The sequence below is a fragment of the Rhodococcus sp. HNM0563 genome (assembly GCF_012726195.1).
Lineage (GTDB): Bacteria > Actinomycetota > Actinomycetes > Mycobacteriales > Mycobacteriaceae > Rhodococcus.
Map to the genome: position 1 here is coordinate 47806 of NZ_JAASAF010000009.1, position 20080 is coordinate 67885.

The window sequence follows — 20080 nt, forward strand, 5'->3', positions numbered from 1 at the left end:
TATCTGCAGATCAGGTGAGGATCGTTACGGCGAGCCCGGCAGCGGGATGCCCCACTGGCCCGACGACACAGCCCACAAACCCTACCGACCGGCAACAACCGTTCGAGACAGGTTACTCGCCGGTCATCTCAGGCGCCCTTCGCATACACACCGGCCCAATCTACAGGGTTCGGACCAGCACACGAGCGGTCGCGCGCCGGACACGAGGTCGCCGCCGAAACGATGAGAGAAGGATCACCACACGACTGCGATGATCACGTTGAGGATGCCGAGTCCACCCGCGGTATGCGCGAGCACAGCGGTCGAGCCGGGGGTCTGCTTCTCCTTCTTCACACCGATGATCGCGACGGCGAGGATGACCAGTGCGATCACCAGCTTGATGCCGATCTTCATGTGGTTGACGTCTGCATCGTTCGCCTCGTTGAGACCCACGAGAGCGAGACCCGTCACCACCTGAAGGATCGCACCGTGCAGCATGCCCATCACGACACGCGGCTCCTTGATGACCGCGAGCCACGAGCCGATGATTCCGGCGAGGCCGATGAAGTGCAGGATCAGAAAAATATCGATGGCGACGTCCATGGCCGCAATCCGAACATTTCAGGCGCTACCTGTCCAGTAAGGCAGCACTCACGACGTGGTGTACTTCACCCCTGATCGCGGTACCACTCGAGGAGTTCCGGAACGTCGATCGCGGTTCGCTCGACGGTCGCCGCGGTGTCGGCTCCCTGCAGGATCCGTTTGATCGGAACCTCGAGTTTCTTACCGGTTCGGGTATGCGGCACGCCTGGTGCGGCGAGGATCTCGTCCGGTACATGTCGGGGCGAGACCCGAGCCCGGAGTTCACCCCGGATCCGCTCGCGAAGAGCCTCGTCGAGGGTCACCCCGTCGGCGAGGACAACGAACAGGGGCATCCAGTATTCGCCGTCGGGCCGCTCGACTCCCAGCGCGAGCGCCTCGACTATCTCCGGTAAGGCTTCGACCACCTGATAGATGTCGGCCGTACCGATCCGGACCCCGTGCCGATTCAGCGTCGCATCGGAACGCCCGTGCATCAGGGCAGAGCCGCGCTCGGTGATGGAGATCCAATCTCCGTGCCGCCACACACCCGGGTAGACGGAGAAGTACGCCTCGCGGAGCCTGGTGCCATCAGAATCGTTCCAGAACCGAACCGGCATCGACGGCATCGGCGCGGTGACCACGAGCTCGCCCACCTCGCCGCGCACGGGACGGCCCGCGGCGTCGAAGGCATCGACGGCGACGCCGAGGCACGGCACCGACAGCTCCCCCGGCCACACCGGCACGGTCCGGACCGATCCGATGAACGCCGACACCACGTCGGTGCCGCCGGTGATGGACATGACCTGGACCCGCTCACCCGCGTTCTCGCCCAGCCACAGCGAGGATGTCGGCGGCAATGTCGAGCCGGTGACACCGACCCCGCGGAGAGCGGAGAGGTCGTGTTCTCGACGCGGGACGATGCCCGCTTTCATGCACGCAAGGACGTAGCCGGGGCTCGTCCCGAAGACGGTGACGTGTTCGTCGGCCGCGATCCGCCACAGCCGGTCGACGTCCGGGTAGGACGGTGCTCCGTCGTAACAGACGATCGTGGCGCCGACCTGTAGTCCCGCCGCGAGGAAGTTCCACATCATCCAGCTCGGGCTCGTGTACCAGAAGAATGTGTCGCGGTGACCGATGTCGAGATGCAGCGACAGTGCCTTGAGATGCTCGAGCAGCACTCCCCCGTGCCCGTGCACGATGCCCTTGGGCAGGCCTGTGGTGCCGGACGAGAACACCGTCCACAGCGGGTGGTCGAACGGCACCGGGACGGGCTCGAGTTCATGTTCGCCTGCGGTTGCCTCTTCCCAGGTGAGAATGCCCGGGTCGAGCAAGGTGTCGCCGGAGGTCTCGCTGCGGGCGACGAGCACCGTCATCTCGAGGCCGGACATGTGTTCACGCAACCACGCGACCTCGGCGACCCGATCATGTCGACGGCCGTTGTACCGGTAGCCGTCCGCGGTGACGAGGACCTTCGGTTCGAGCTGGCCGAGCCGATCGAGCGCGCCGGGGGCGGCGTAGTCCTGCCCGCAGGCGGACCACACGGCACCGATTGCTGCGGTGGCAAGCAGTGCAACGATCGCCTCGGGAATGTTGGGTAGATAGCCGACGACCCGGTCGCCTGCTGTGACCCCGCACTCACGGAGTGTGGTTGCGAGGGCGGCGGTCTCCCGGTGCAATTGTGCCCAGCTCGTCTCTCGACGCTGTCCGTCCTCGTCGATGTGGACGATCGCCGGGCGATCCTCGCGAGCATTGCGGAAGACGTGCGCAGCGTAGTTCAGTCGGGCCCCGGGAAACCACACTGCTCCGGGCATCGTGGCATCGGCGAGTGCACGTCCGGGGTCGGTGCCCCCGCGGATGTCGAACCAGTCCCACACGGCCTGCCAGAACTCGCAGGAATGGTCGATCGACCACTGCCAGAGTGTGTCGTAGTCCGGCAGCTGCACGGCGTGTCGTCGTTCGACGAAGCGGCCGAATGCCGTCACCCTGGCTTCCGCGGAGTCCACCTCGGTGGGCACCCACTGTGGCCGGATCATCACCGTCACCTCCGTTCCGGCTCGACCTCGGTACGATCCGATCGGTAATCGTTGGCGCGGGCCTCCACCGATCGATGAAGGATCTGTTCGGCGTGACGTAGCACGGGCGCGTCCACCATCTGCCCCTCGAACCGGAATGCGCCTCGCGACTCGGGTACGGCCGCGAGGACTCTGCGAGCCCACTCGACAGACTCACTGCTCGGCGCATATGCGGCGCGGATGACGCCCACCTGATCGGGGTGGATCGCGACCTTCGCATCGAAACCGACGGCGGCCGCATCGAGAGTCTCGCTGCGGAGTCCGGAATGGTCCCCGATGTCGGGATGGGCAGCGTCCAGTGCCCAGCGGCCGTACGCCTTGGCCGCGAGCAACACCGAGGACCTGACATGCTTTGCGACGTCGCGGTAGGTGCCGTCCGCGTGCCGGATGCTCTGTCCGCCGAGCGCGACGGCAAGCCCCTCTGCACCCCACATGACACCGATGGTGCCCATCGCCAGAGCGATCTCGGCGACCGCGAGTACGCCGCGTGGCGAATCGACGAGCGCGACCACCTCGAGCGGGGCAAGCGCCGTTACCTGCTCTGGTGATTCGCATCGTGCGAGCATCACCCGGGTGTACGGGGTGTCGGCGAGGGCGCGAAGGTCGCGGTGATGCTCATCGGTGCCGGACGGACCGACTCGGATGACCGTGCGCGCCGGATCGAGCGACCGGTCGAGAAGGGACCGGCGAGCGTAGTCCTTGTCGGCGGGTGCAACCGAGTCGTCGAGATCCAGGACGACGACATCTGCGGTCGCGGCGGCCTTGCCGTAGCGCTCGGGCCGATCTGCCGGGCAGAACAACCACGCCGGTCCCGGAATCACGCTCATGTGGTCGACCTCCTCGTGCACGGTTCGTCCACTTCCGATCATCCCGCGCCCGGCCTGTCCGGTCACCGTTTCGTCGCGAGTGATGGAACGACCGATGGCCCCGCCCGAAAGGGCGAGGCCATCGGCTCGATGTTGTCAGGAGTAGTGGCTCAACTCTTCGCCCTGGTCATCGATGTGTAGAGCAGAGTCAGGACGACTGCGGCCGCGATACTGATGATCCACCGGATCCAGTCGATTCCGCCGGTGTCCGTGTTGCCTTCGGATGCGATCATGCCCCAGACCCAGTAACCGATCAAGGCACCGACGATGCCGATGATGATGGTGATGATCCAACCCATGGCCTGCTTGCCCGGGATCACGAGTCGGGCCAGCACACCGATGACCGCACCGAAGATGATGGTGCCGATGATTTCTCCCATCGGGAGCTCCTCTCGTAAACGATCTTGCCGCGACGAACTGTATGCCAGTTTGTTCTCCCCGGGTGGTTCTACGAGTGAAATTCCGGAAATCGTCCACCGAACGTTGCGCGGCCGGAGTCCGTTCACGATGCGTGGACGATCACTCCACGCAGGTTCTTGCCGTCGCGCAGGTCCTGGTAGCCCTGATTGACTTCTTCGAGGGTGTATCGGGTGGTGATCAACTCGTCGAGTTTCAGTTGTCCCGCGTCGTAGAGGCGCAGCAGCCGCACGATGTCGTACTGCGGGTTGGCGGATCCGAACAGCGAGCCCTTGATGGTTTTCTGGAACAGTGTCAGATCGGTGCCCGACACGTGGACGGTCAGCTTCTCGGGGTTCGCCAAGCCGGTGATCACGACGGTGCCGCCCTTGCCGATGACCGCCGTCGCCGCTGACACGACTTCCTCGTCGACCGTGCCCACCAGGATCAGCGCAGCGTCGGCACCCTGTCCCCAACTCAACTCGTTGACCTTTTCCGCAGCTTCCGCCGCGGTCGCGAACGCGTGGGTGGCTCCGAATTTCAGCGCCGCGTCGCGCTTCATCTCGACGGGGTCGACCACCACGACGTACTTCGCTCCTGCATGGACCGCGCCTTGGACGGCATTGATCCCCAGACCGCCGATGCCGTAGATGACGACGATGTCGCCGGCACGCACGTCACCCGAATACACCGCAGTGCCCCACCCGGACGGCACACCGCAACCGACGAGCACTGCCGTCTCGAGTGGGAGCCAATCGTCGACCTTGACCACCGAGTGCTGCGAGATCGTAGCCCGCTCGGCGAACGTACCCAGCATGCACATGGCACCGAAATCGGTTCCGCCCGAATGGAAGCGAAAGGATCCGTCCGGCATGCATCCCTCGAGGATGGTGGCACCCATATCGCACAGGTTCTGACGACCCGTGGAACAGTATCGGCACGTTCCGCAGTTGGGAATGAAGCTGCACACCACGTGGTCTCCGGGCTTGACCTTGGTGACGCCGGGTCCGACCTCCTCGATGATGCCGGATCCTTCGTGACCGCCGACGATCGGATAGCGCGGTGGGAGGTCTCCATCGGTCAGATGCAGATCGGAGTGGCACAGGCCCGCAGCGGTGTACTTGATCAGGACCTCGCCTGGGCCGGGCCCGTCGAGTTCGAGCTCCATCAGTTCGAACGGCTTGCCCGCTTCGAGCAGTACTGCGGCTTTGGTCTTCATCTCGTCCTCCGTTGTCTCGCTGTTGTCTCAACACGTGTGGGATTCGAGGCGCGTGCGGGGTTCAGAGCGCAATATTCACAGCGTTGGTCTGCGTGTAGAGGTCGATCGCGCTCGCGCCGAGTTCGCTACCCCAGCCCGACTGCTTGAACCCACCGAAGGGCATGGCGGTGTCGAAGCCGTTGCACTGAGCGAACACACGACCCGACGCAGCATCGACGAACTCGCCGCCGATATAGAGACGTCGGGTTGCGGAAAGAAACTCTCGGAGCCGCGGAGCGACGGTGTATCCGGCCACGGTAGTCATACGAACCTCCAGAAGTAGTGTGACACGAGTCACGCTCCTCTGGATCGGCGTCTCCGAACTGCCGAATGCATACTTACCCAGCCCATCGCGCGCGCAACGGGGTTCACGTCCGATCGACCTCCCCGAGAAGCGCGACCGACACCTCACGCATTTCGACCTTGCGGATCTTGCCGGTGACCGTCATGGGGAACTCGTCGACGATGTGGACATAACGCGGGATCTTGTAGTGCGCGAGTTTGCCGGTGCAGAATTCGCGCAGCGCGTCGGCGTCGAGTTCGTCAGCCCCCTCGCGTAGGCGTACCCACACCATCAGTTCCTCGCCGTACTTCGCGTCCGGAACGCCCACGACCTGGGCGTCGAGGATGTCGGGGTGTGTGTAGAGGAATTCTTCGATCTCGCGCGGATAGATGTTCTCGCCGCCGCGGATCACCATGTCCTTGATCCGCCCGGTCACCGAGACGTACCCGTCGGAGTCCATCACACCGATATCACCCGTGTGCATCCAGCGCGCCGCATCGATGGCTTCGGCAGTTTTCTCCGCCTGCTCCCAATACCCCAGCATCACCGAATACCCGCGTGTGCACAGCTCACCTGGCTCACCGCGCGGCACGGTGAGTCCGGTCGCGGGATCGACGATCTTGACCTCGATGTGCGGTCCGACCCTCCCGACAGTGGACACGCGCTGCTCGATGGTGTCGTCGCTGCGGGTCTGCAGCGACACCGGCGACGTCTCGGTCATCCCGTAACAGATGGACACCTCGCTCATGCCCATTCGCTCCATGACCTGCTTCATCACCTCGGTCGGACACGGCGAGCCTGCCATGATGCCGGTGCGCAGGGAGGACAGATCGACGGCGCCGAAGGACGGGTCGGCGAGTTCTGCGATGAACATCGTCGGCACGCCATACAGCGACGTGCAGCGTTCTTCGGCGACGGCCGCGAGGGTGGCGGCCGGATCGAACGCCGGTGCGGGAATCACCATCGTCGCACCGTGACTCGTGCACGCGAGATTGCCCATGACCATGCCGAAGCAATGGTAGAACGGCACGGGGATGCACACTTTGTCCTGCTCGGTGTAGTGGCACAGCTCCCCGACGAAGAACCCGTTGTTGAGAATGTTGTGGTGGCTGAGAGTTGCACCCTTGGGAAATCCGGTGGTTCCGGACGTGTACTGAATGTTGATCGCGTCGTCGGGTGACAGTTCCGTCCGGGCTGCATCGAGCGGCGACCGATCGCTTTCCAGCGCTGCCCGACCCGCGGCCACGAGCTCGTCCCACTCCGGACGGCCGATCAGTACGACCTGCTCGAGGTCGGGGCACTCACCGCGCACCTGATCGATCATCGCGGCGTAGTCGGAGGTCTTGAACTCCGGTGCGGAGATCAGCATCCGGATACCTGCCTGCGCGAGCACGTACTGCAGTTCGTGCGAGCGATACGCGGGATTGATGTTGACGAGCACGGCGCCGATCTTGGCGGTGGCATACTGCACGAACGTCCATTCGGCACAGTTGGGCGCCCAGATTCCCACACGGTCACCTTTGCCGATTCCCGCACGCAGCAGTCCGAGCGCCAGGGCGTCGATCTCGACAGCCAACTCGGAGTACGTCCAGCGCCGGCCTGTGGCTCGTTCTACGAGTGCGTCACGGTCGCCGTGCCGTGCAACCGTCCGGTCGAAATTGTCGCCGATGGTGTCGCCCAGCAGCGGGACATCCCATGCCCCGGAGTCGTAGCTGGGCAGTGCGGGGGTAGCGATACCGGTCATGATCAATCTCCTGCGGTGGGCGCGGCCGGACAGACGAGTTCTTTTCACCATCCTCGTCTTCTCGTGGCCGCAGATGTGCGGATTCTGGACAGCTGCCGACGACGGAAGGCGCCTTCCGTAGGTATTGGAAGGCGCCTTCTTCTAGAGCGCTCGGTCGCGGGTCTCGACGAGAGCCGCGGTGCAGACGAAGCTCACGAGACCGATCACCATGAGCATGACGCCGATCGCGATGCCGCCGTACGCAGCCGCGAGCGGGGCGGCGATCATCGGCGGGATGGCGCCGCCGAGCACACCGGCGAGGTTGTACCCGAGACCCGCGCCGGTGTAGCGGTACCGGGTGTGAAACATCTCGGGCAGCAGCGCACCGCATGGGCCGTAGGCGATACCGAAGATCGCGAGGGTGACCATCATGCCTACGACGAACGCGACCGGAGAGCCCGTGTCGAGCAGTGGGAACAACGCGAGTGCCCAGACAACGGAGAAGCCGCACGACACCATGATCACGCGCCTCCGGCCGAATCGGTCGGAGTAGAGCGCGGACAGTACGATCGCCGCACCGAAGACCAGCGATGATGCGATTCCCACCGTGAGAACGAACGGCCGGTCGAAGCCGAGCGTCGACGTCGCGTAACTGGTGAGGTAGGCGGTGCCCATGTAGAAGAACGCAAACATGATCGCGAGAGCACCGGCCGAGAGAAGGATTTCCTTCGTCTGGTGGCGCAGTGCGTCCAGGAAGGGCAGGGAGCGCTTCTGCTCGGGCGCGGCGGCGCGTGCTTCTGTCTCGGCGCGGAACACCGGTGTCTCCTCGATCGCGAGGCGCATGTACAGGCCGATCGCAACGAGAACGATGCTGAACAGGAACGGGATCCGCCACCCGTAGGTGAGGAACGCCTCGTTGGTGTCGCCCAACGCGAGACCTGTGAAAAGGAAGGTTCCGCTCGAGAGCGCGAACGCGATAGCCGGACCGAGCTGCGGGAACATCGCGTAGAGACCGCGTTTGCCGGGCGGGGCATATTCGGCGGTCAGCAGTGTGGCACCTGCCCATTCACCACCGACCGCGAAACCCTGAGCGAATCGGAGAAGCACCAGGATGATCGGAGCCGCGACACCGATGGTGTCGGCGCCGGGCAGAAGGCCGATGAGCAGCGTCGCGATGCCCATGAGGAGAAGGGTCGAGACGAGCGTCTTCTTGCGGCCGATGCGGTCGCCGAAGTGACCGAAGAGCATCGCTCCGACAGGGCGGGCGACGAACGCGACCGCGAAGGTCGCGAACGACGCGACCGTTCCCGCGGTGGCACCGAGCGCGGGGAAGAAAACCGTGGGGAATACGAGCGCTGCGGCGGTGCCGTAGATGAAGAAGTCGTAGAACTCGATCGTCGTGCCGATGCAGCTCGCAATCGCGACACGACGTATACCCGGCCCTCCCCCGTTACCGGTTGGTGCGGTGGCAGTGGGACCGGGATGACCGGCCTCCACCGCCTGTTCCGCTGAGGGCTCGCCCGCCCCGGGTGTCGACACAGTGGTCACGTGGATCCTCCGTTGTCCGTCCTGACCGCGGTCGGCTACGTCGCCGCGGATTGGGAGGAAAACTAGTGATCCGCCTCACCCCCACACCACCCCCGAAAAGGGGTGACTGTGAAAAGCGTCACATAGTGAGTCGAACGAACGATCTCCGGTCAGTTCCCGGATGCCCCTTCGAGCTCGGCGCGCATCTCCCGCCACACCGTCGCGTACGAGTCGATGCTGCCTGCGGTCGCCCACGCCAGTGAGCCGCCCTTGATCTTCTCGAGCGCCTCCGCGAAGAGATCCTGATACCGCGACAGACGAGGAACGAATGCCGACACATCGTCGAACAGGTTCTGTGCCTTCCGATCGACGTCGAGCAACGCGTCGACGAAGCCCTCGGAGTCCGGGTCCTCGAGCAGCTTCGACAGCGTTTCGTCGAGCGGACCGAACTGCTCGAACAGCTCCGCGATCGAATCCTCGTCGATCGACACCCGCTCCGCATCGAGCTGGTCGGACAGCTCCGCGAAGCCTTTGTCGGTCAGCGAGACACCACCGTCCGATGATGCAGCCTTACCTTGCTCGACGAGCGCCGCGAGCGCCGCCTGCCCCGACGAGACCGACACACCCAGATGCGCGGCCAGCACCTCCGCAGAAACCTGCTTCTTCAACCGCACCGTCTGCAGCAGTGCCAACTCGTCCACGTTGCCCGCGAAGGCCATCTCTCACTCCTCGTCACCCCCGCCGGGGGCACTGAAACCGGGCGGGCCGAGCCCGCATCACATTCGAACCGGGACCGGTTCGACCTCGATTCTCACCCACCGGGCCCGAGGCCGGGGCTGCCACCCTCCAGCTCGTCCCGAGCACTGGTGTCCTTGAGCTCGACGCCCGAGCGCCCCAACCGTCGCACGCCGTAGACGAGGTTCGCCACCACCCGCGCCGCCTGCACGTATCCGAGACCGTCCGGTGGGTGCACGTTCGACACACAATTCCGCTCGGAGTCGGAGCGGCCGGGTCGCGGATGATGCGTCAGGTAGACACCGAGACTGTCTGCGAATGACAGTCCGGGTCGCTCGCCGATGAGCACCACCACGGTCTGCACGTCGAGCGCCGCACCGATGTGGTCGCCGAGCGCGACCCGCGCTGACGTCGCGATGACCGGGGGTGCCACCGACAGGTGAGGCGGCAGCGCCTCCACGATCGCCCGGGCGGTCGGTACGCCGTGCTGTTCGAGCGCGTGGGACGAAAGGCCGTCGGCAAGAACGATTCCGATGTCGGCGCCGAGCACTGGCAGATGTGCGAGGTCGGTGGGGAGCCGTCCGAGATCGGGGCGACGCAGATACTCGCTGCGGTCGTTGGCCCGACTCGCCACGAACAACGGGGAACCGAGATTCGCGTCCTCCACCTGCTGCACCAACGCGTCGACCTCGAGTTCACGGTGCACCGCGTCGCGGGCCGCAGCGTGCGAGGCTCGGAATTCCAGGAGTCCGGCTGTGGGGAGCGCATCTCCGGCGCGGCCGAGTCCGATGCGTGCCCGGGTCGTGGTGCGCAGGGCCGTCCACGGGTCGTCAGGGCCCCTCACGTCATCCGGGCTCCTGCCCGGTTCGATCGCGCTCACAGCACATTTCCGGTGAGTGCACGCAGCGGCGAGGACGCGACATCGACCGGCAGGATACAACCGGTTTCGTCGGCCATGCCGAGACCCTGCAACCACGATTCGAACTCCGGCGCAGCTCGGAGTCCGAGGACGCGCCGCGCATACAACGCGTCGTGGAACGACAGGGATTGGTATCCGAGCATCACGTCGTCGGCGCCGGGCACCGTGATCACGAACGACACCCCGGCTACGCCGAGCAGGGTGAGCAACGTGTCCATGTCGTCCTGGTCGGCCTCGGCGTGGTTTGTGTAGCAGACGTCGACCCCCATGGGCAGACCCAGCAGCTTGCCGCAGAAGTGGTCTTCGAGGCCCGCCCGGATGATCTGCTTGCCGTCGTAGAGGTATTCGGGACCGATGAAGCCCACGACAGAGTTGACGAGCAGTGGGTCGAACTCGCGTGCCACCGCGTACGCCCGCGCCTCGAGGGTCTGCTGATCGACGGGGTGGCCGTCGGTGCCGAGGTGCGCACCCGCCGACAGCGCCGAGCCCTGCCCGGTTTCGAAATACATGACGTTGTCGCCGACTGTTCCGCGTGCCAGCGACCGGCCTGCCTCGTCTGCTTCTCCGAGCAGGCCGAGATTCACCCCGAAGCCCTCGTTTGCACCCTGGGTGCCGGCGATCGACTGGAACACCAGGTCGACGGGAGCACCCGTCTCGATCAAGCCGAGGGTGGTAGTGACATGCGAGAGCACACACGACTGCACCGGGATGTCGAACCGCGTGCGGATGTCGTCGAGCAGGTGGAGCAGCTCCGACGTCGCGTGGGGCGAGTCGGTGGCGGGGTTGATTCCGATGACCGCGTCCCCACACCCGAGCAGCAACCCGTCGAGAACTGCCGCGGCGATTCCCCGGGGGTCGTCGGTGGGGTGATTGGGTTGCAGGCGGGTGGCGAGCCGCCCGGGTAGTCCGACGGTGGTGCGGAACGCGGACGTCACTTCGACTGCACGGGCGACCGCAACGAGATTCTGGTTCGACATGAGTTTGCTGACAGCCGCGACCATTTCGGGCGTCAGCCCCCGCGAGATGGAAGCAAGGACAGCAGCGGCACCGGGCCTGGAGGCAGAATCGAGCAGCCAGTCGCGCAGGGCACCGACGGACAGGTGCGCGACGGGGCGGTACGAGTCGGTGTCGTGCCGGTCGAGGATCAGCCGGGTGACCTCGTCGCTCTCGTACGGCACGACGGTCTCGGTGAGGAACGTACCGAGCGAAACCTCGGCGAGGGCCCACTGCGCGGCGACGCGTTCGGCTTCCGTCCCGGCAGCGCACCCGGCAAGTTCGTCTCCGGATCTGCGCGGCGTCGCTTTCGCGAGGAGGTCGACCAGTCCGTCGAACTCGTAGGTAGTCCCCGCCAATTGCTGACGATAGGTCGTCATCAGCACCACCTCCGCGTTCGTCGACGGTTCGGACCTACATCGTCGCGCATTCCGACTCGTCAGGCGCGGCGATGCGGTGTCCCTTTCGTACGACGTTATGCCGGTGGCGTCGCTCCCGGTACGGGACAGACGTCGGCGGCCATAGCGACCACGAGCGGTTCGGTAGCAGGCACCGGCCGAACGCCCGCGTCCCAATTCTTGCCGAGCAGGGGTTGCTCGTCGTCGAACAACGCGTGTTCCTCGGCTGTGAAAGCGCGGCCCCGGCTGAGGAATCGGAGGCCTTCGGGAGTTTCGAGGCTGAACCCGGACCCTCGTCCGGGCACTACGTCGAGGACGAGTTGCGTGTGTTTCCACGCCTCGAATTGGGAACCCGAGATCCACACGGGAACCGCGTCCTTCCCGGACGGCAGATCGGGCGCGGTCTCCCCCACCGCGAGTCGCAGATCGAGAAGCCCGAGCAGCACGTCGCGGTCGCCGACGATGAAGTCGCCGTCGGGGTAACACATCGGCGCAGATCCGTCGCAGCAGCCACCGGACTGGTGCATCATGAGCGACCCGTACCGGCTCGACAATCGCCGGAGCAGATCGGCGGCGCTCGCGGTCGCGACCACACGAAGTGGAGCGGGCATAGGAACCTCCCTTTGTTTGAAGACGGGTCTGTCTGCGAATGGAACCGGCGCCTGCCACGTCGGTACGTGACAGGCGCCGGGGTCGTCGATCAGAAGAAGCCCTGGGCCTTCGGCGCGTAGGACACCAAGAGGTTCTTCGTCTGCTGGTAGTGGTCGAGCATCATGTGGTGGTTCTCGCGACCGATGCCCGACTGCTTGTAACCGCCGAACGCGGCGTGCGCCGGGTACTGGTGGTAGGTATTCGTCCACACCCGGCCCGCCTGGATCTCGCGACCGGCACGGTAGGCGACGCCGCCGTCGCGCGACCACACGCCGGCGCCGAGGCCGTAGAGCGTGTCGTTGGCGATCTTGATCGCGTCGTCGAAATCGTCGAACGACGTGACGGACACGACCGGACCGAAAATCTCCTCCTGGAAGATCCGCATCGAGTTGTCGCCCTGGAAGATCGTGGGCTGCACATAGTAGCCACCCGAGAGATCACCGCCGAGATCGGCGCGCTCACCACCGGTGATGACCTTGGCCCCCTCACTCTTGCCGATCTCGATGTACGACAGGATCTTCTCGAGCTGATCGTTGGACGCCTGCGCACCGATCATCGTGTCGGTGTCGAGCGGGTCGCCCTGCTTCACCGCCTTGGTGCGGACCGCCGCGAGCGACAGGAAATCGTCGAAGATGTCGCGCTGGATGAGCGCACGCGAAGGGCACGTGCACACCTCGCCCTGGTTGAGAGCGAACATCGTGAATCCCTCGAGTGCCTTGTCCTGGTAGTCGTCGTTCGCCGAGAGGACATCGGAGAAGAAGATGTTGGGGCTCTTCCCGCCGAGTTCGAGCGTCACGGGGATGAGGTTCTGCGACGCGTACTGCATGATCAGGCGTCCAGTCGTGGTTTCGCCGGTGAACGCGATCTTGCGGATGCGCGGACTCGACGCGAGCGGCTTGCCGGCCTCGACACCGAACCCGTTGACGATGTTCAGCACGCCCGGAGGCAGCAGATCGCCGATGATCGAAACCAGGTGAAGAATCGACGCGGGAGTCTGCTCAGCAGGCTTGAGGACGATCGCGTTGCCCGCGGCCAGAGCCGGCGCAAGCTTCCACACAGCCATGAGAATCGGGAAGTTCCACGGAATGATCTGGCCGACCACACCGAGCGGCTCGTGGAAGTGGTAGGCGACGGTGTCGGAGTTGATCTCCGAGATCGAACCTTCCTGCGCACGAATCGCACCCGCGAAATAGCGGAAGTGATCGATCGCGAGCGGAATGTCCGCGTTGAGGGTCTCACGAATCGGTTTGCCGTTGTCCCACGACTCGGCGAGCGCGATCGATTCGAGGTTCTGCTCGATGCGGTCCGCGATCTTGTTGAGGATCACGGCACGCTCGGCGGGCGAGGTCTTGCCCCACGCCGGTGCGGCAGCGTGGGCGGCATCGAGTGCGAGTTCGATGTCCTCCTCGGTGCCGCGGGCGACCTCGGTGAACACCTGCCCGGTCACGGGAGTGACGTTCTCGAAATACTCCCCCTTCACCGGTGCCACCCACTGACCGCCGATCCAGTTGTCGTACCGGGACTGGAAGGACATGAGGGCGTCAGGCGAACCGGGGCGGGCGTACACGGTCATGGTGCATCTCCTGTTGCGTCGAGGTTCGAAGCTTGTGTGATTCGGAACACTACGAACGCAAAGGTTGCAACTACGTTGCGAGCTCCTTGTCCAGGCGATCGATCTTCGCCTTCACCTGCGCATACAGCGGGGAAGTCGGGGCGAGGGTCGTCAGATAGGCCGACCACGCCGCCAGATCGTCGCGTCCGTGGATCGAGGCCGTCCACCGGGCGAGCAGATCCGCGTCACCGCCACGCAGCAGTGCCGCCTGCACCCGGGTGCGCAGGTCGTCCCTGATCTCCTCGACACCGGGCGCATCCGAGCCGGGCAGCACCGGACCGGAGTAATTGCGGATGGCCGACGCGGCGTCACCACGATCGAGCGCCCGGCGCACCTCCGCGACATCCGTGTCCAGCTCGGTGAGCAGCCGATACGGGCGCGACCCGAGGTGCTCCGATCCGAGCACTTTCCGCAGACGGGACATTTCGGCTCGAATCGTGACGGAGTCCAGCTCGTTCTCGTCGAGCAGTACTGCGAGCCGGTCCGAGCTCAGCCCTTCGGGATGGTCCGCGAGGATCAGCAGGATCTCGGCGTGCCGTTGTGACAGGTATGTCCGGTCACCGCCCGTGCGGAGCGTCGGCCTACCCGAGCCGAACGTGTCGAGTCGCGGCGCCGAGGAGGCGAACAGGTGCGGAGAGGTCATCATGTGCAGGCGAAGCTCGGCTTCGGCTGCGGCCACCGTCGCGCGGACCAGCTGCAGGACTTCCGGGACCGCCACCCGCGAGCCGCCGGTGATGTCGATTGCCCCGAGAATCCTGCCGCTGGCCGGGTCGTGCACGGGCGCAGCCGAACAACTCCACTCGTGGACCGCGCGGTTGAAATGCTCGGCCGCGAAGATCTGCACCGAATGATCCAGCGCCAAGGCGGTTCCCGGGGCGTTGGTGCCCACGCGGTCCTCACTCCAGTCCGCGCCCTCGACGAAACTCATGGACTGCGCGCGGTCGCGGGCACCGTGGTCGCCTTCCACCCACAGCAGCCGGCCCTGCTCGTCGCTGATAGCGACGAGCAGACCGCTGTCGGCGGCATCCTCGACGAGGAGCTTGCGCACGACCGGGCGGATCAGTGCCATAGGATGGCCGGCTCGATACTGATCGAGATCTCCTCCGGTGAGGAGCGCAGGCTGCGCGACCAGATCGGGGTCGATTCCCCGCTGCAGACTCCGGAGCCACGAGTCGTGCACGATCGATCGCACTCCGTCGGGCCGGCCTTCACCGGCCGCACCGACAATCGTGCCGTGCGCGCGGAGCACCGCTCGCGCATGCGCCGCTGCATCCTCCCCCGGGCGCAGCGCCACCCAGGGGTTCATCGTCGCGGGGCCGGTCGTCGCGGTCTCACGAACGGTCATCCGACATCGTCCTCCATGCGGCCACTGTAGTCCGTATCACAGCAGAAGTGTGCGGCCGGATCCTCGGTTCGTTTCGGCTGTGACTCGGTGGGCCAACATCACCGCGGTCGCGTGCGGGCCACGACTGGGCACTTCGGGGAACACCGAGGTGTCGACGACGCTCAGCCCGTCGATGCCGTGGACTCGGCATCTCTCGTCGACCACAGAGAGCTCGTCGTCTCCCATGCGGCACGTGCCGGACAGATGCAGCGACGTTCCGAGGTGAGAGGCGAGCCACGCGTCGCTGGGCCCTCGCTCCCCTGCTTCGACAGCGACACTGCCCGGTGCAACGACATCCCTCATGTCTGCCAGTAGGTCGACGGCAGTGCAGACACCGTCGCGCAGCGTGGCGCGGTCGTCGGGGTGCGCGAGATAGCGGTAGTCGAGTACGGGCGGCGCAGACGGATCCTGTGGATTCAGCATCACGCTTCCGCGACTACGGGGCCGTGTGAGCACCACACCGAGCACCGGGTCGGCGATACCGCTGCCGGGTATCGCCACACCGAACGGCACCGTGTATGCGCGGAACTCGACCGTCTCGGTGTGCAACACGGTTTCCAACAGCGGTGCCCGCGCAGGGATTCCGCCGCGATATCGGTACGGTACGGCGATTTCGGGGTGATCGCTGAATCCTTCACCCACTCCGGCAAGATCGTGGACGACGTCGATTCCCAGGCGCCGCAGGTGCCGCTCAGGCCCGATCCCTGACAGCATCAAAAGCTGCGGCGAGCACACTGCGCCCGCACACACGACGACGTGCCCGGCGTCGATCCGCCGGACACTCGCACCGTCCACGACCTCGACCCCGGTCGCGCACCCCGCCGACAGCACGATCCGGACGACCTTCGCTCCCGTTCGCACCGAAAGGTTGGGCCGGTCCATCACGGGCGCGAGATAGGCGAGCCCCGGGCCGTGGCGTACGCCGTCGCGCACATTCATCGGCACACGGCCGACGCCCACGGGCCCTGGCGCATTGAGATCGTCGACCGGCCGGTGCCCGGCAGCCACGGCTGCGTCGTGAAATGCCGCGGAAGTCGGGTGGAGCCGGGCCTGCCGCGTGCGCATGACCGGGATGGGGCCATCACTGCCGTGTATCCCACCGGGGAAGTCGATATCCGATTCGATCGCCCGAAAATGCGGGAGTACCTCGTCGTACGACCAGGATCGTGGCCATGACTCGAAATCCCCCGGACGTGCCCGGACGAAATACGCGCCGTTGACCGCACCGGAACCTCCGAGGCCTCGGCCACGCACGACGGTCGCAGCGACCCCCTGCGTGAGGCGAGCAGAATACGCTGCGGCCCACTGACTCTCGGGCCCGATCGGGAGTTCTGCAGCAGAACGCAGCTCCGGCGGAAGCGTGTGCCCCGCACCGTATCCCCGTCCGGCTTCGAGCAGCAACACCGAACGATCTGGATCGTCGCTCAGCCTTGCGGCGACCACGCAGCCGCAGCTGCCACCGCCGATCACCACGACGTCGGCTCGCTGCCGGGCCATGTCAGCTCCGGATGTCGGGGATCAGCGCGGATGGGTCGCGGGCGTCGATCGCGCCCTTCCACAACCCGGCGCCATAGGCCAGGTCGTCCAGTCGCTTGTAGAGAACGTACCGGATCGGGTCGATCCCGCCCTCTTCACGATGCCCCATCCAGTCCCAGATGCCCTCTGCCACAGCAAAAGCCAAGACAGCACGCCGAACCTTCGATGAAAAGAGCGACGCGACCACCGTCACCGGCCAATAGTGCCGGCATACCGCCGAGGCGACCTGCCACAGACCACCTGCGAACCCCTGAGCAGTCAGCACCGCGGCAATCCGTGTCGGCTGATCGAGCTCGGCGAACATGCGACGCAACCGCACGAGCGTCGCCACCTGGGTCAGTAGTGCACCGACCACTCCGACCCGGGTGAAGGTCGCCAGTGCGAGACACGCGAGCAGCGTCCAGATCGACATCACCATCGGCGGGACCGAGCCGGGGTGCCGGGCAGCCAGCGGAGCCGCACCTGTTCCGTAGAACGCCTTGCGAGTGATCCAACTCCGGAACTTGGTCCGATGGTCGTGCGCGACACGCGCGATGGGTTCGTATCGCAGCCGCCACCCGTCGGCCTGCAGCCGCCAGCACAGATCAACGTCTTCCGCAACCTGCATCGACTCGTCGAATCCACCACACGCCTCCAGGGCGTGGCGGCGCACGAGCAGAGCCGCACTCGGGACGTAGGAGACGGGACTTCCCGCCACGACCGCGGCCTCACGTCGACCCAGATCCAGGGACGAGCGTGCGTGCTCGTACCGTGCGAGCGCGCCGTTGTCCGGGTCGAGCGCGACGATGCGCGGGGCAACCAACGCGACCGCCGGGTCGCTGAAGTGCCCGAGTCCGGCTTCGAGCCATCCGAGCCGGGGTACGACATCGGAATCGAGGAACGCAACGAACTCCGTTGATGCGTCCCGTAATCCGGTGTTTCGTGCGGCGGCAGGCCCCCGCGACACATCGTGCCGGAGCACGCGAACCTTGCCACGCTCGGGCGTCTTGATCGGAGTATCGGACCCGTCGTCGACGACGATGACCTCGAGGCCGTGCAAGGCCTGCAGCAATCGACGAAGGCCCGCTTCGTTGTCCTTGGTGGGGATCACCACCGTCACGTCGGACATCGACGGAAGTACGACGGGCCGGGGGTTTCCCACACCGGAGTCCAGCAGGCGCCTGGCCACCACCGCCGTCTGCGAATCGACGACTTTCAGAAAGTCTCCGTCGATCATCGACGCGGCAGCGGGTGCGAGCTTGAGCATCCGAGTGGGCGAGCCGCCGATCAGAACACGGCCCGCGGCGAACCTGCGTACGCGGGGGTCAAGACGCACCCCGAAGCCGTCGGGAAGCCTGGCCAGTCGGGTCTGCGCAACCCGAGGTGATGTCGCCTGACTCACCGAAGTCTCCCCTCCGTCCCCGGTTGCCACCGGGCGACCTGCGCGGCCGCCCGCTCCACCAGATTCACGAACAACTCGGCCCCGAGTTCGGCGGTTGATCCGGCCGGATCGCCCAGCACACCGTTCGCAGACACCGAAACGATACCGGCTTCGCGCAGCCGCGGCATCAAAGTGCGGATCGATTCGGTCGCGCCCGCTGCGGCACGGTTCATGTCGACCGTTTCGGGCGCAAGATGCAGCATCAGGCTCGTTTCGGTGATGCCCGCGTGCGCGTCGGAGCCGGGAACAGCGCACGGCAGCCAGGCGACGTCCCTGCCCTCGTATCGCAGCAGCGCGACAGCCTCGGCCAGCGGATACGCATTGCCGCCGTGCCCGTTGACGAACAGCACCCGTTGCGCCCACCGGCATGCCGAGCGGCCGTATTCGACGAGCATCGCTTTGGTGACGTCGGCGCCGATAGACACGGTGCCCGCGAACCCTTCGTGCTCGCCACTCGCGCCGTAGGCAAGGGGCGGGGCGAGCGCAACATCGGGCAGAGCCTCCGCCACGGCCACGGCGATGCGGGTGTCGGTATCGAGGGGCAGGTGGGGACCGTGCTGCTCGAATGCACCCACTGGAACGGCGACCGTGACCGCGCCGGATCCGACGTCCGGCCAGTAGGCATTGGCAAGGTCCCGTGTCACCGCTCCGATGCTAGGCGGTAGCGCGATCGTCGCCACACCCGGCCGATGACCAGGCCCGATCGAATACGGTCACCGCGACATGCACACCGGGCCACTCGGTCGGTGAGTACGATTCCCCGAGTGCAGATCGAACCTCGACCACTCGACGACCCGGAAGTCCAGACACTGATCGCCGAGGTCCAGCTCGAATACACCCGCCGCTACGGCGGCCCGGACGACACTGTCCTCGAACCGGACGAGTTCACCGAGCCGAACGGACTCTTCCTACTGGCACGACTCGGCGACGAACCCGTGGGGATCGGCGGCTGGCGCGCCCACAGTTCCGCGTCACGAGGGCTGCGCGACGGCGACGCCGAGATCAAGCGCATGTACGTGCGGGCCGATGCGCGGCGTCGGGGCATCGCACGGCGGCTACTCGATGCGCTGGAACGCACGGCGGCCGACGCCGGCCGCAGACGCATGGTGCTCGAGACCGGCATCGAGCAGCCCGAAGCAATCGCGATGTACGCGACCGCCGGATACGATCCGATGCCCGAACGCTACGGCCACTATGCCGACACCGAGGTGGCGTTGTACTTCAGCAAGGACCTGCCGCCCATCCGCCGTGCAACCGAGCACGAGCTGCCCGCCCTGCAGGACATCGAACGTGCCGCCGGGCAACCGTTCGCCGACATCGGCATGTCGTCGGTGGCCGACGACGTACCACCCACGATCCCCGAGCTCCGCAGCTACCTCGACGCCGGAAGATGCTGGGTATGGGTCGACGAAAAGAACTGCCCCGTGGGTTATCTCGTCGCCATGGACGTCGCCGATGCACTCCACATCGAGCAGGTGTCAGTACACCCGCGCGTCGCGCGGCGCGGGGTGGGGCGAGCCCTCATCGAGCACGTCGCTTCAGGAGCACGTGATCGCGGGTGCTCCGCGTTGACGCTCACCACATTCCGCGACGTCCCGTGGAACGCACCGTACTACGAACGACTGGGCTTCGATGCCCTCGACGACTCGCGTCTCACACCCGAATTGGGGACGATTCTCGCCGACGAGCGGGCACGCGGCATCGGGCAATGGCCACGCATCGCGATGGTGCGCAAGCTCAACTGAT

General features: G+C 65.8%; 17 protein-coding genes and 1 pseudogene. 1 reads left to right on the forward strand and 17 read right to left on the reverse strand.

The genetic code is table 11. The annotated features are described in order from the left end of the window. Positions 1-234: 234 nt before the first annotated feature. The 17 genes and pseudogenes from HCA61_RS19755 to mftE form a co-directional block, all read right to left on the reverse strand. Positions 235-582, reverse strand: a complete 348-nt coding sequence (locus HCA61_RS19755) for a hypothetical protein (protein WP_169689915.1) — start codon at positions 580-582, stop codon at positions 235-237. 65 nt (positions 583-647) lie between these two features. After that, a complete protein-coding gene (locus HCA61_RS19760; RefSeq protein WP_169689916.1) occupies positions 648-2594 on the reverse strand; it encodes an acetoacetate--CoA ligase in 1947 nt (648 codons plus the stop codon). 5 nt (positions 2595-2599) lie between these two features. Then, positions 2600-3460 carry a CoA ester lyase gene (locus HCA61_RS19765; RefSeq protein ID WP_169689917.1) on the reverse strand — a complete coding sequence of 287 codons (861 nt, stop codon included), beginning with the start codon at positions 3458-3460 and terminating at the stop codon, positions 2600-2602. A gap of 149 nt (positions 3461-3609) precedes the next feature. Then, positions 3610-3879, reverse strand: coding sequence for a GlsB/YeaQ/YmgE family stress response membrane protein (locus HCA61_RS19770; protein WP_169689918.1), 270 nt, complete (start codon positions 3877-3879; stop codon positions 3610-3612). Between the two features lie 122 nt (positions 3880-4001). After that, on the reverse strand, positions 4002-5114 hold the full coding sequence (locus HCA61_RS19775; protein WP_169689919.1) for an NDMA-dependent alcohol dehydrogenase: 1113 nt from the start codon (positions 5112-5114) through the stop codon (positions 4002-4004). A gap of 61 nt (positions 5115-5175) precedes the next feature. Beyond that, positions 5176-5301 (reverse strand): annotated as a pseudogene (locus tag HCA61_RS19780) (aldehyde dehydrogenase family protein); the annotation flags it as partial. Between the two features lie 220 nt (positions 5302-5521). Continuing rightward, positions 5522-7180 (reverse strand): AMP-binding protein, encoded by a 1659-nt coding sequence (locus HCA61_RS19785; protein ID WP_169689920.1) that lies wholly within the window; start codon positions 7178-7180, stop codon positions 5522-5524. Between the two features lie 141 nt (positions 7181-7321). Next, on the reverse strand, positions 7322-8656 hold the full coding sequence (locus HCA61_RS19790; RefSeq protein ID WP_169690114.1) for an MFS transporter: 1335 nt from the start codon (positions 8654-8656) through the stop codon (positions 7322-7324). Positions 8657-8856: 200 nt separating this feature from the next. Continuing rightward, positions 8857-9405, reverse strand: a complete 549-nt coding sequence (locus HCA61_RS19795) for a hypothetical protein (RefSeq protein WP_169689921.1) — start codon at positions 9403-9405, stop codon at positions 8857-8859. A gap of 92 nt (positions 9406-9497) precedes the next feature. Next, a complete protein-coding gene (gene eutC, locus HCA61_RS19800) occupies positions 9498-10265 on the reverse strand; it encodes an ethanolamine ammonia-lyase subunit EutC (RefSeq protein ID WP_169689922.1) in 768 nt (255 codons plus the stop codon). A 32-nt stretch (positions 10266-10297) separates the two neighbouring features. Further along, positions 10298-11713 carry an ethanolamine ammonia-lyase subunit EutB gene (locus HCA61_RS19805; protein WP_169689923.1) on the reverse strand — a complete coding sequence of 472 codons (1416 nt, stop codon included), beginning with the start codon at positions 11711-11713 and terminating at the stop codon, positions 10298-10300. Positions 11714-11808: 95 nt separating this feature from the next. Next, positions 11809-12342: a DUF779 domain-containing protein gene (locus HCA61_RS19810; protein ID WP_169689924.1), complete on the reverse strand. Its 534-nt coding sequence runs from the start codon at positions 12340-12342 to the stop codon at positions 11809-11811. Positions 12343-12431: 89 nt separating this feature from the next. Continuing rightward, on the reverse strand, positions 12432-13955 hold the full coding sequence (gene adh / locus HCA61_RS19815; RefSeq protein ID WP_169689925.1) for an aldehyde dehydrogenase: 1524 nt from the start codon (positions 13953-13955) through the stop codon (positions 12432-12434). A 70-nt stretch (positions 13956-14025) separates the two neighbouring features. Then, positions 14026-15339 (reverse strand): helix-turn-helix domain-containing protein, encoded by a 1314-nt coding sequence (locus HCA61_RS19820; protein ID WP_169689926.1) that lies wholly within the window; start codon positions 15337-15339, stop codon positions 14026-14028. Between the two features lie 36 nt (positions 15340-15375). Then, on the reverse strand, positions 15376-16875 hold the full coding sequence (mftG, locus tag HCA61_RS19825) for a mycofactocin system GMC family oxidoreductase MftG (RefSeq protein ID WP_169689927.1): 1500 nt from the start codon (positions 16873-16875) through the stop codon (positions 15376-15378). A 1-nt stretch (position 16876) separates the two neighbouring features. Further along, positions 16877-18295 (reverse strand): mycofactocin biosynthesis glycosyltransferase MftF, encoded by a 1419-nt coding sequence (mftF, locus tag HCA61_RS19830; protein WP_346777610.1) that lies wholly within the window; start codon positions 18293-18295, stop codon positions 16877-16879. Next, positions 18292-18978, reverse strand: a complete 687-nt coding sequence (mftE, locus tag HCA61_RS19835; protein WP_169689928.1) for a mycofactocin biosynthesis peptidyl-dipeptidase MftE — start codon at positions 18976-18978, stop codon at positions 18292-18294. The genes mftF and mftE overlap by 4 nt, the downstream gene beginning before the upstream one ends. A gap of 120 nt (positions 18979-19098) precedes the next feature. Between mftE and HCA61_RS19840 the strand changes: the two genes are divergently transcribed. Continuing rightward, positions 19099-20079: a GNAT family N-acetyltransferase gene (locus HCA61_RS19840; protein ID WP_169689929.1), complete on the forward strand. Its 981-nt coding sequence runs from the start codon at positions 19099-19101 to the stop codon at positions 20077-20079. Position 20080 lies beyond the last annotated feature (1 nt).

What these genes read in the sequence shown, in the direction of transcription:
- HCA61_RS19770 (WP_169689918.1), bottom strand. Translation starts at nt 3,879, where the DNA reads ATGGGAGAAATCATCGGCACCATCATCTTCGGTGCGGTCATCGGTGTG.
- HCA61_RS19755 (WP_169689915.1), bottom strand. Translation starts at nt 582, where the DNA reads ATGGACGTCGCCATCGATATTTTTCTGATCCTGCACTTCATCGGCCTC.
- mftG (WP_169689927.1), bottom strand. Translation starts at nt 16,875, where the DNA reads ATGGCCCGGCAGCGAGCCGACGTCGTGGTGATCGGCGGTGGCAGCTGC.
- HCA61_RS19765 (WP_169689917.1), bottom strand. Translation starts at nt 3,460, where the DNA reads ATGAGCGTGATTCCGGGACCGGCGTGGTTGTTCTGCCCGGCAGATCGG.
- adh (WP_169689925.1), bottom strand. Translation starts at nt 13,955, where the DNA reads ATGACCGTGTACGCCCGCCCCGGTTCGCCTGACGCCCTCATGTCCTTC.
- HCA61_RS19820 (WP_169689926.1), bottom strand. Translation starts at nt 15,339, where the DNA reads ATGACCGTTCGTGAGACCGCGACGACCGGCCCCGCGACGATGAACCCC.
- HCA61_RS19785 (WP_169689920.1), bottom strand. Translation starts at nt 7,180, where the DNA reads ATGACCGGTATCGCTACCCCCGCACTGCCCAGCTACGACTCCGGGGCA.
- HCA61_RS19805 (WP_169689923.1), bottom strand. Translation starts at nt 11,713, where the DNA reads ATGACGACCTATCGTCAGCAATTGGCGGGGACTACCTACGAGTTCGAC.
- HCA61_RS19775 (WP_169689919.1), bottom strand. Translation starts at nt 5,114, where the DNA reads ATGAAGACCAAAGCCGCAGTACTGCTCGAAGCGGGCAAGCCGTTCGAA.
- HCA61_RS19795 (WP_169689921.1), bottom strand. Translation starts at nt 9,405, where the DNA reads ATGGCCTTCGCGGGCAACGTGGACGAGTTGGCACTGCTGCAGACGGTG.
- HCA61_RS19810 (WP_169689924.1), bottom strand. Translation starts at nt 12,342, where the DNA reads ATGCCCGCTCCACTTCGTGTGGTCGCGACCGCGAGCGCCGCCGATCTG.
- HCA61_RS19760 (WP_169689916.1), bottom strand. Translation starts at nt 2,594, where the DNA reads ATGATCCGGCCACAGTGGGTGCCCACCGAGGTGGACTCCGCGGAAGCC.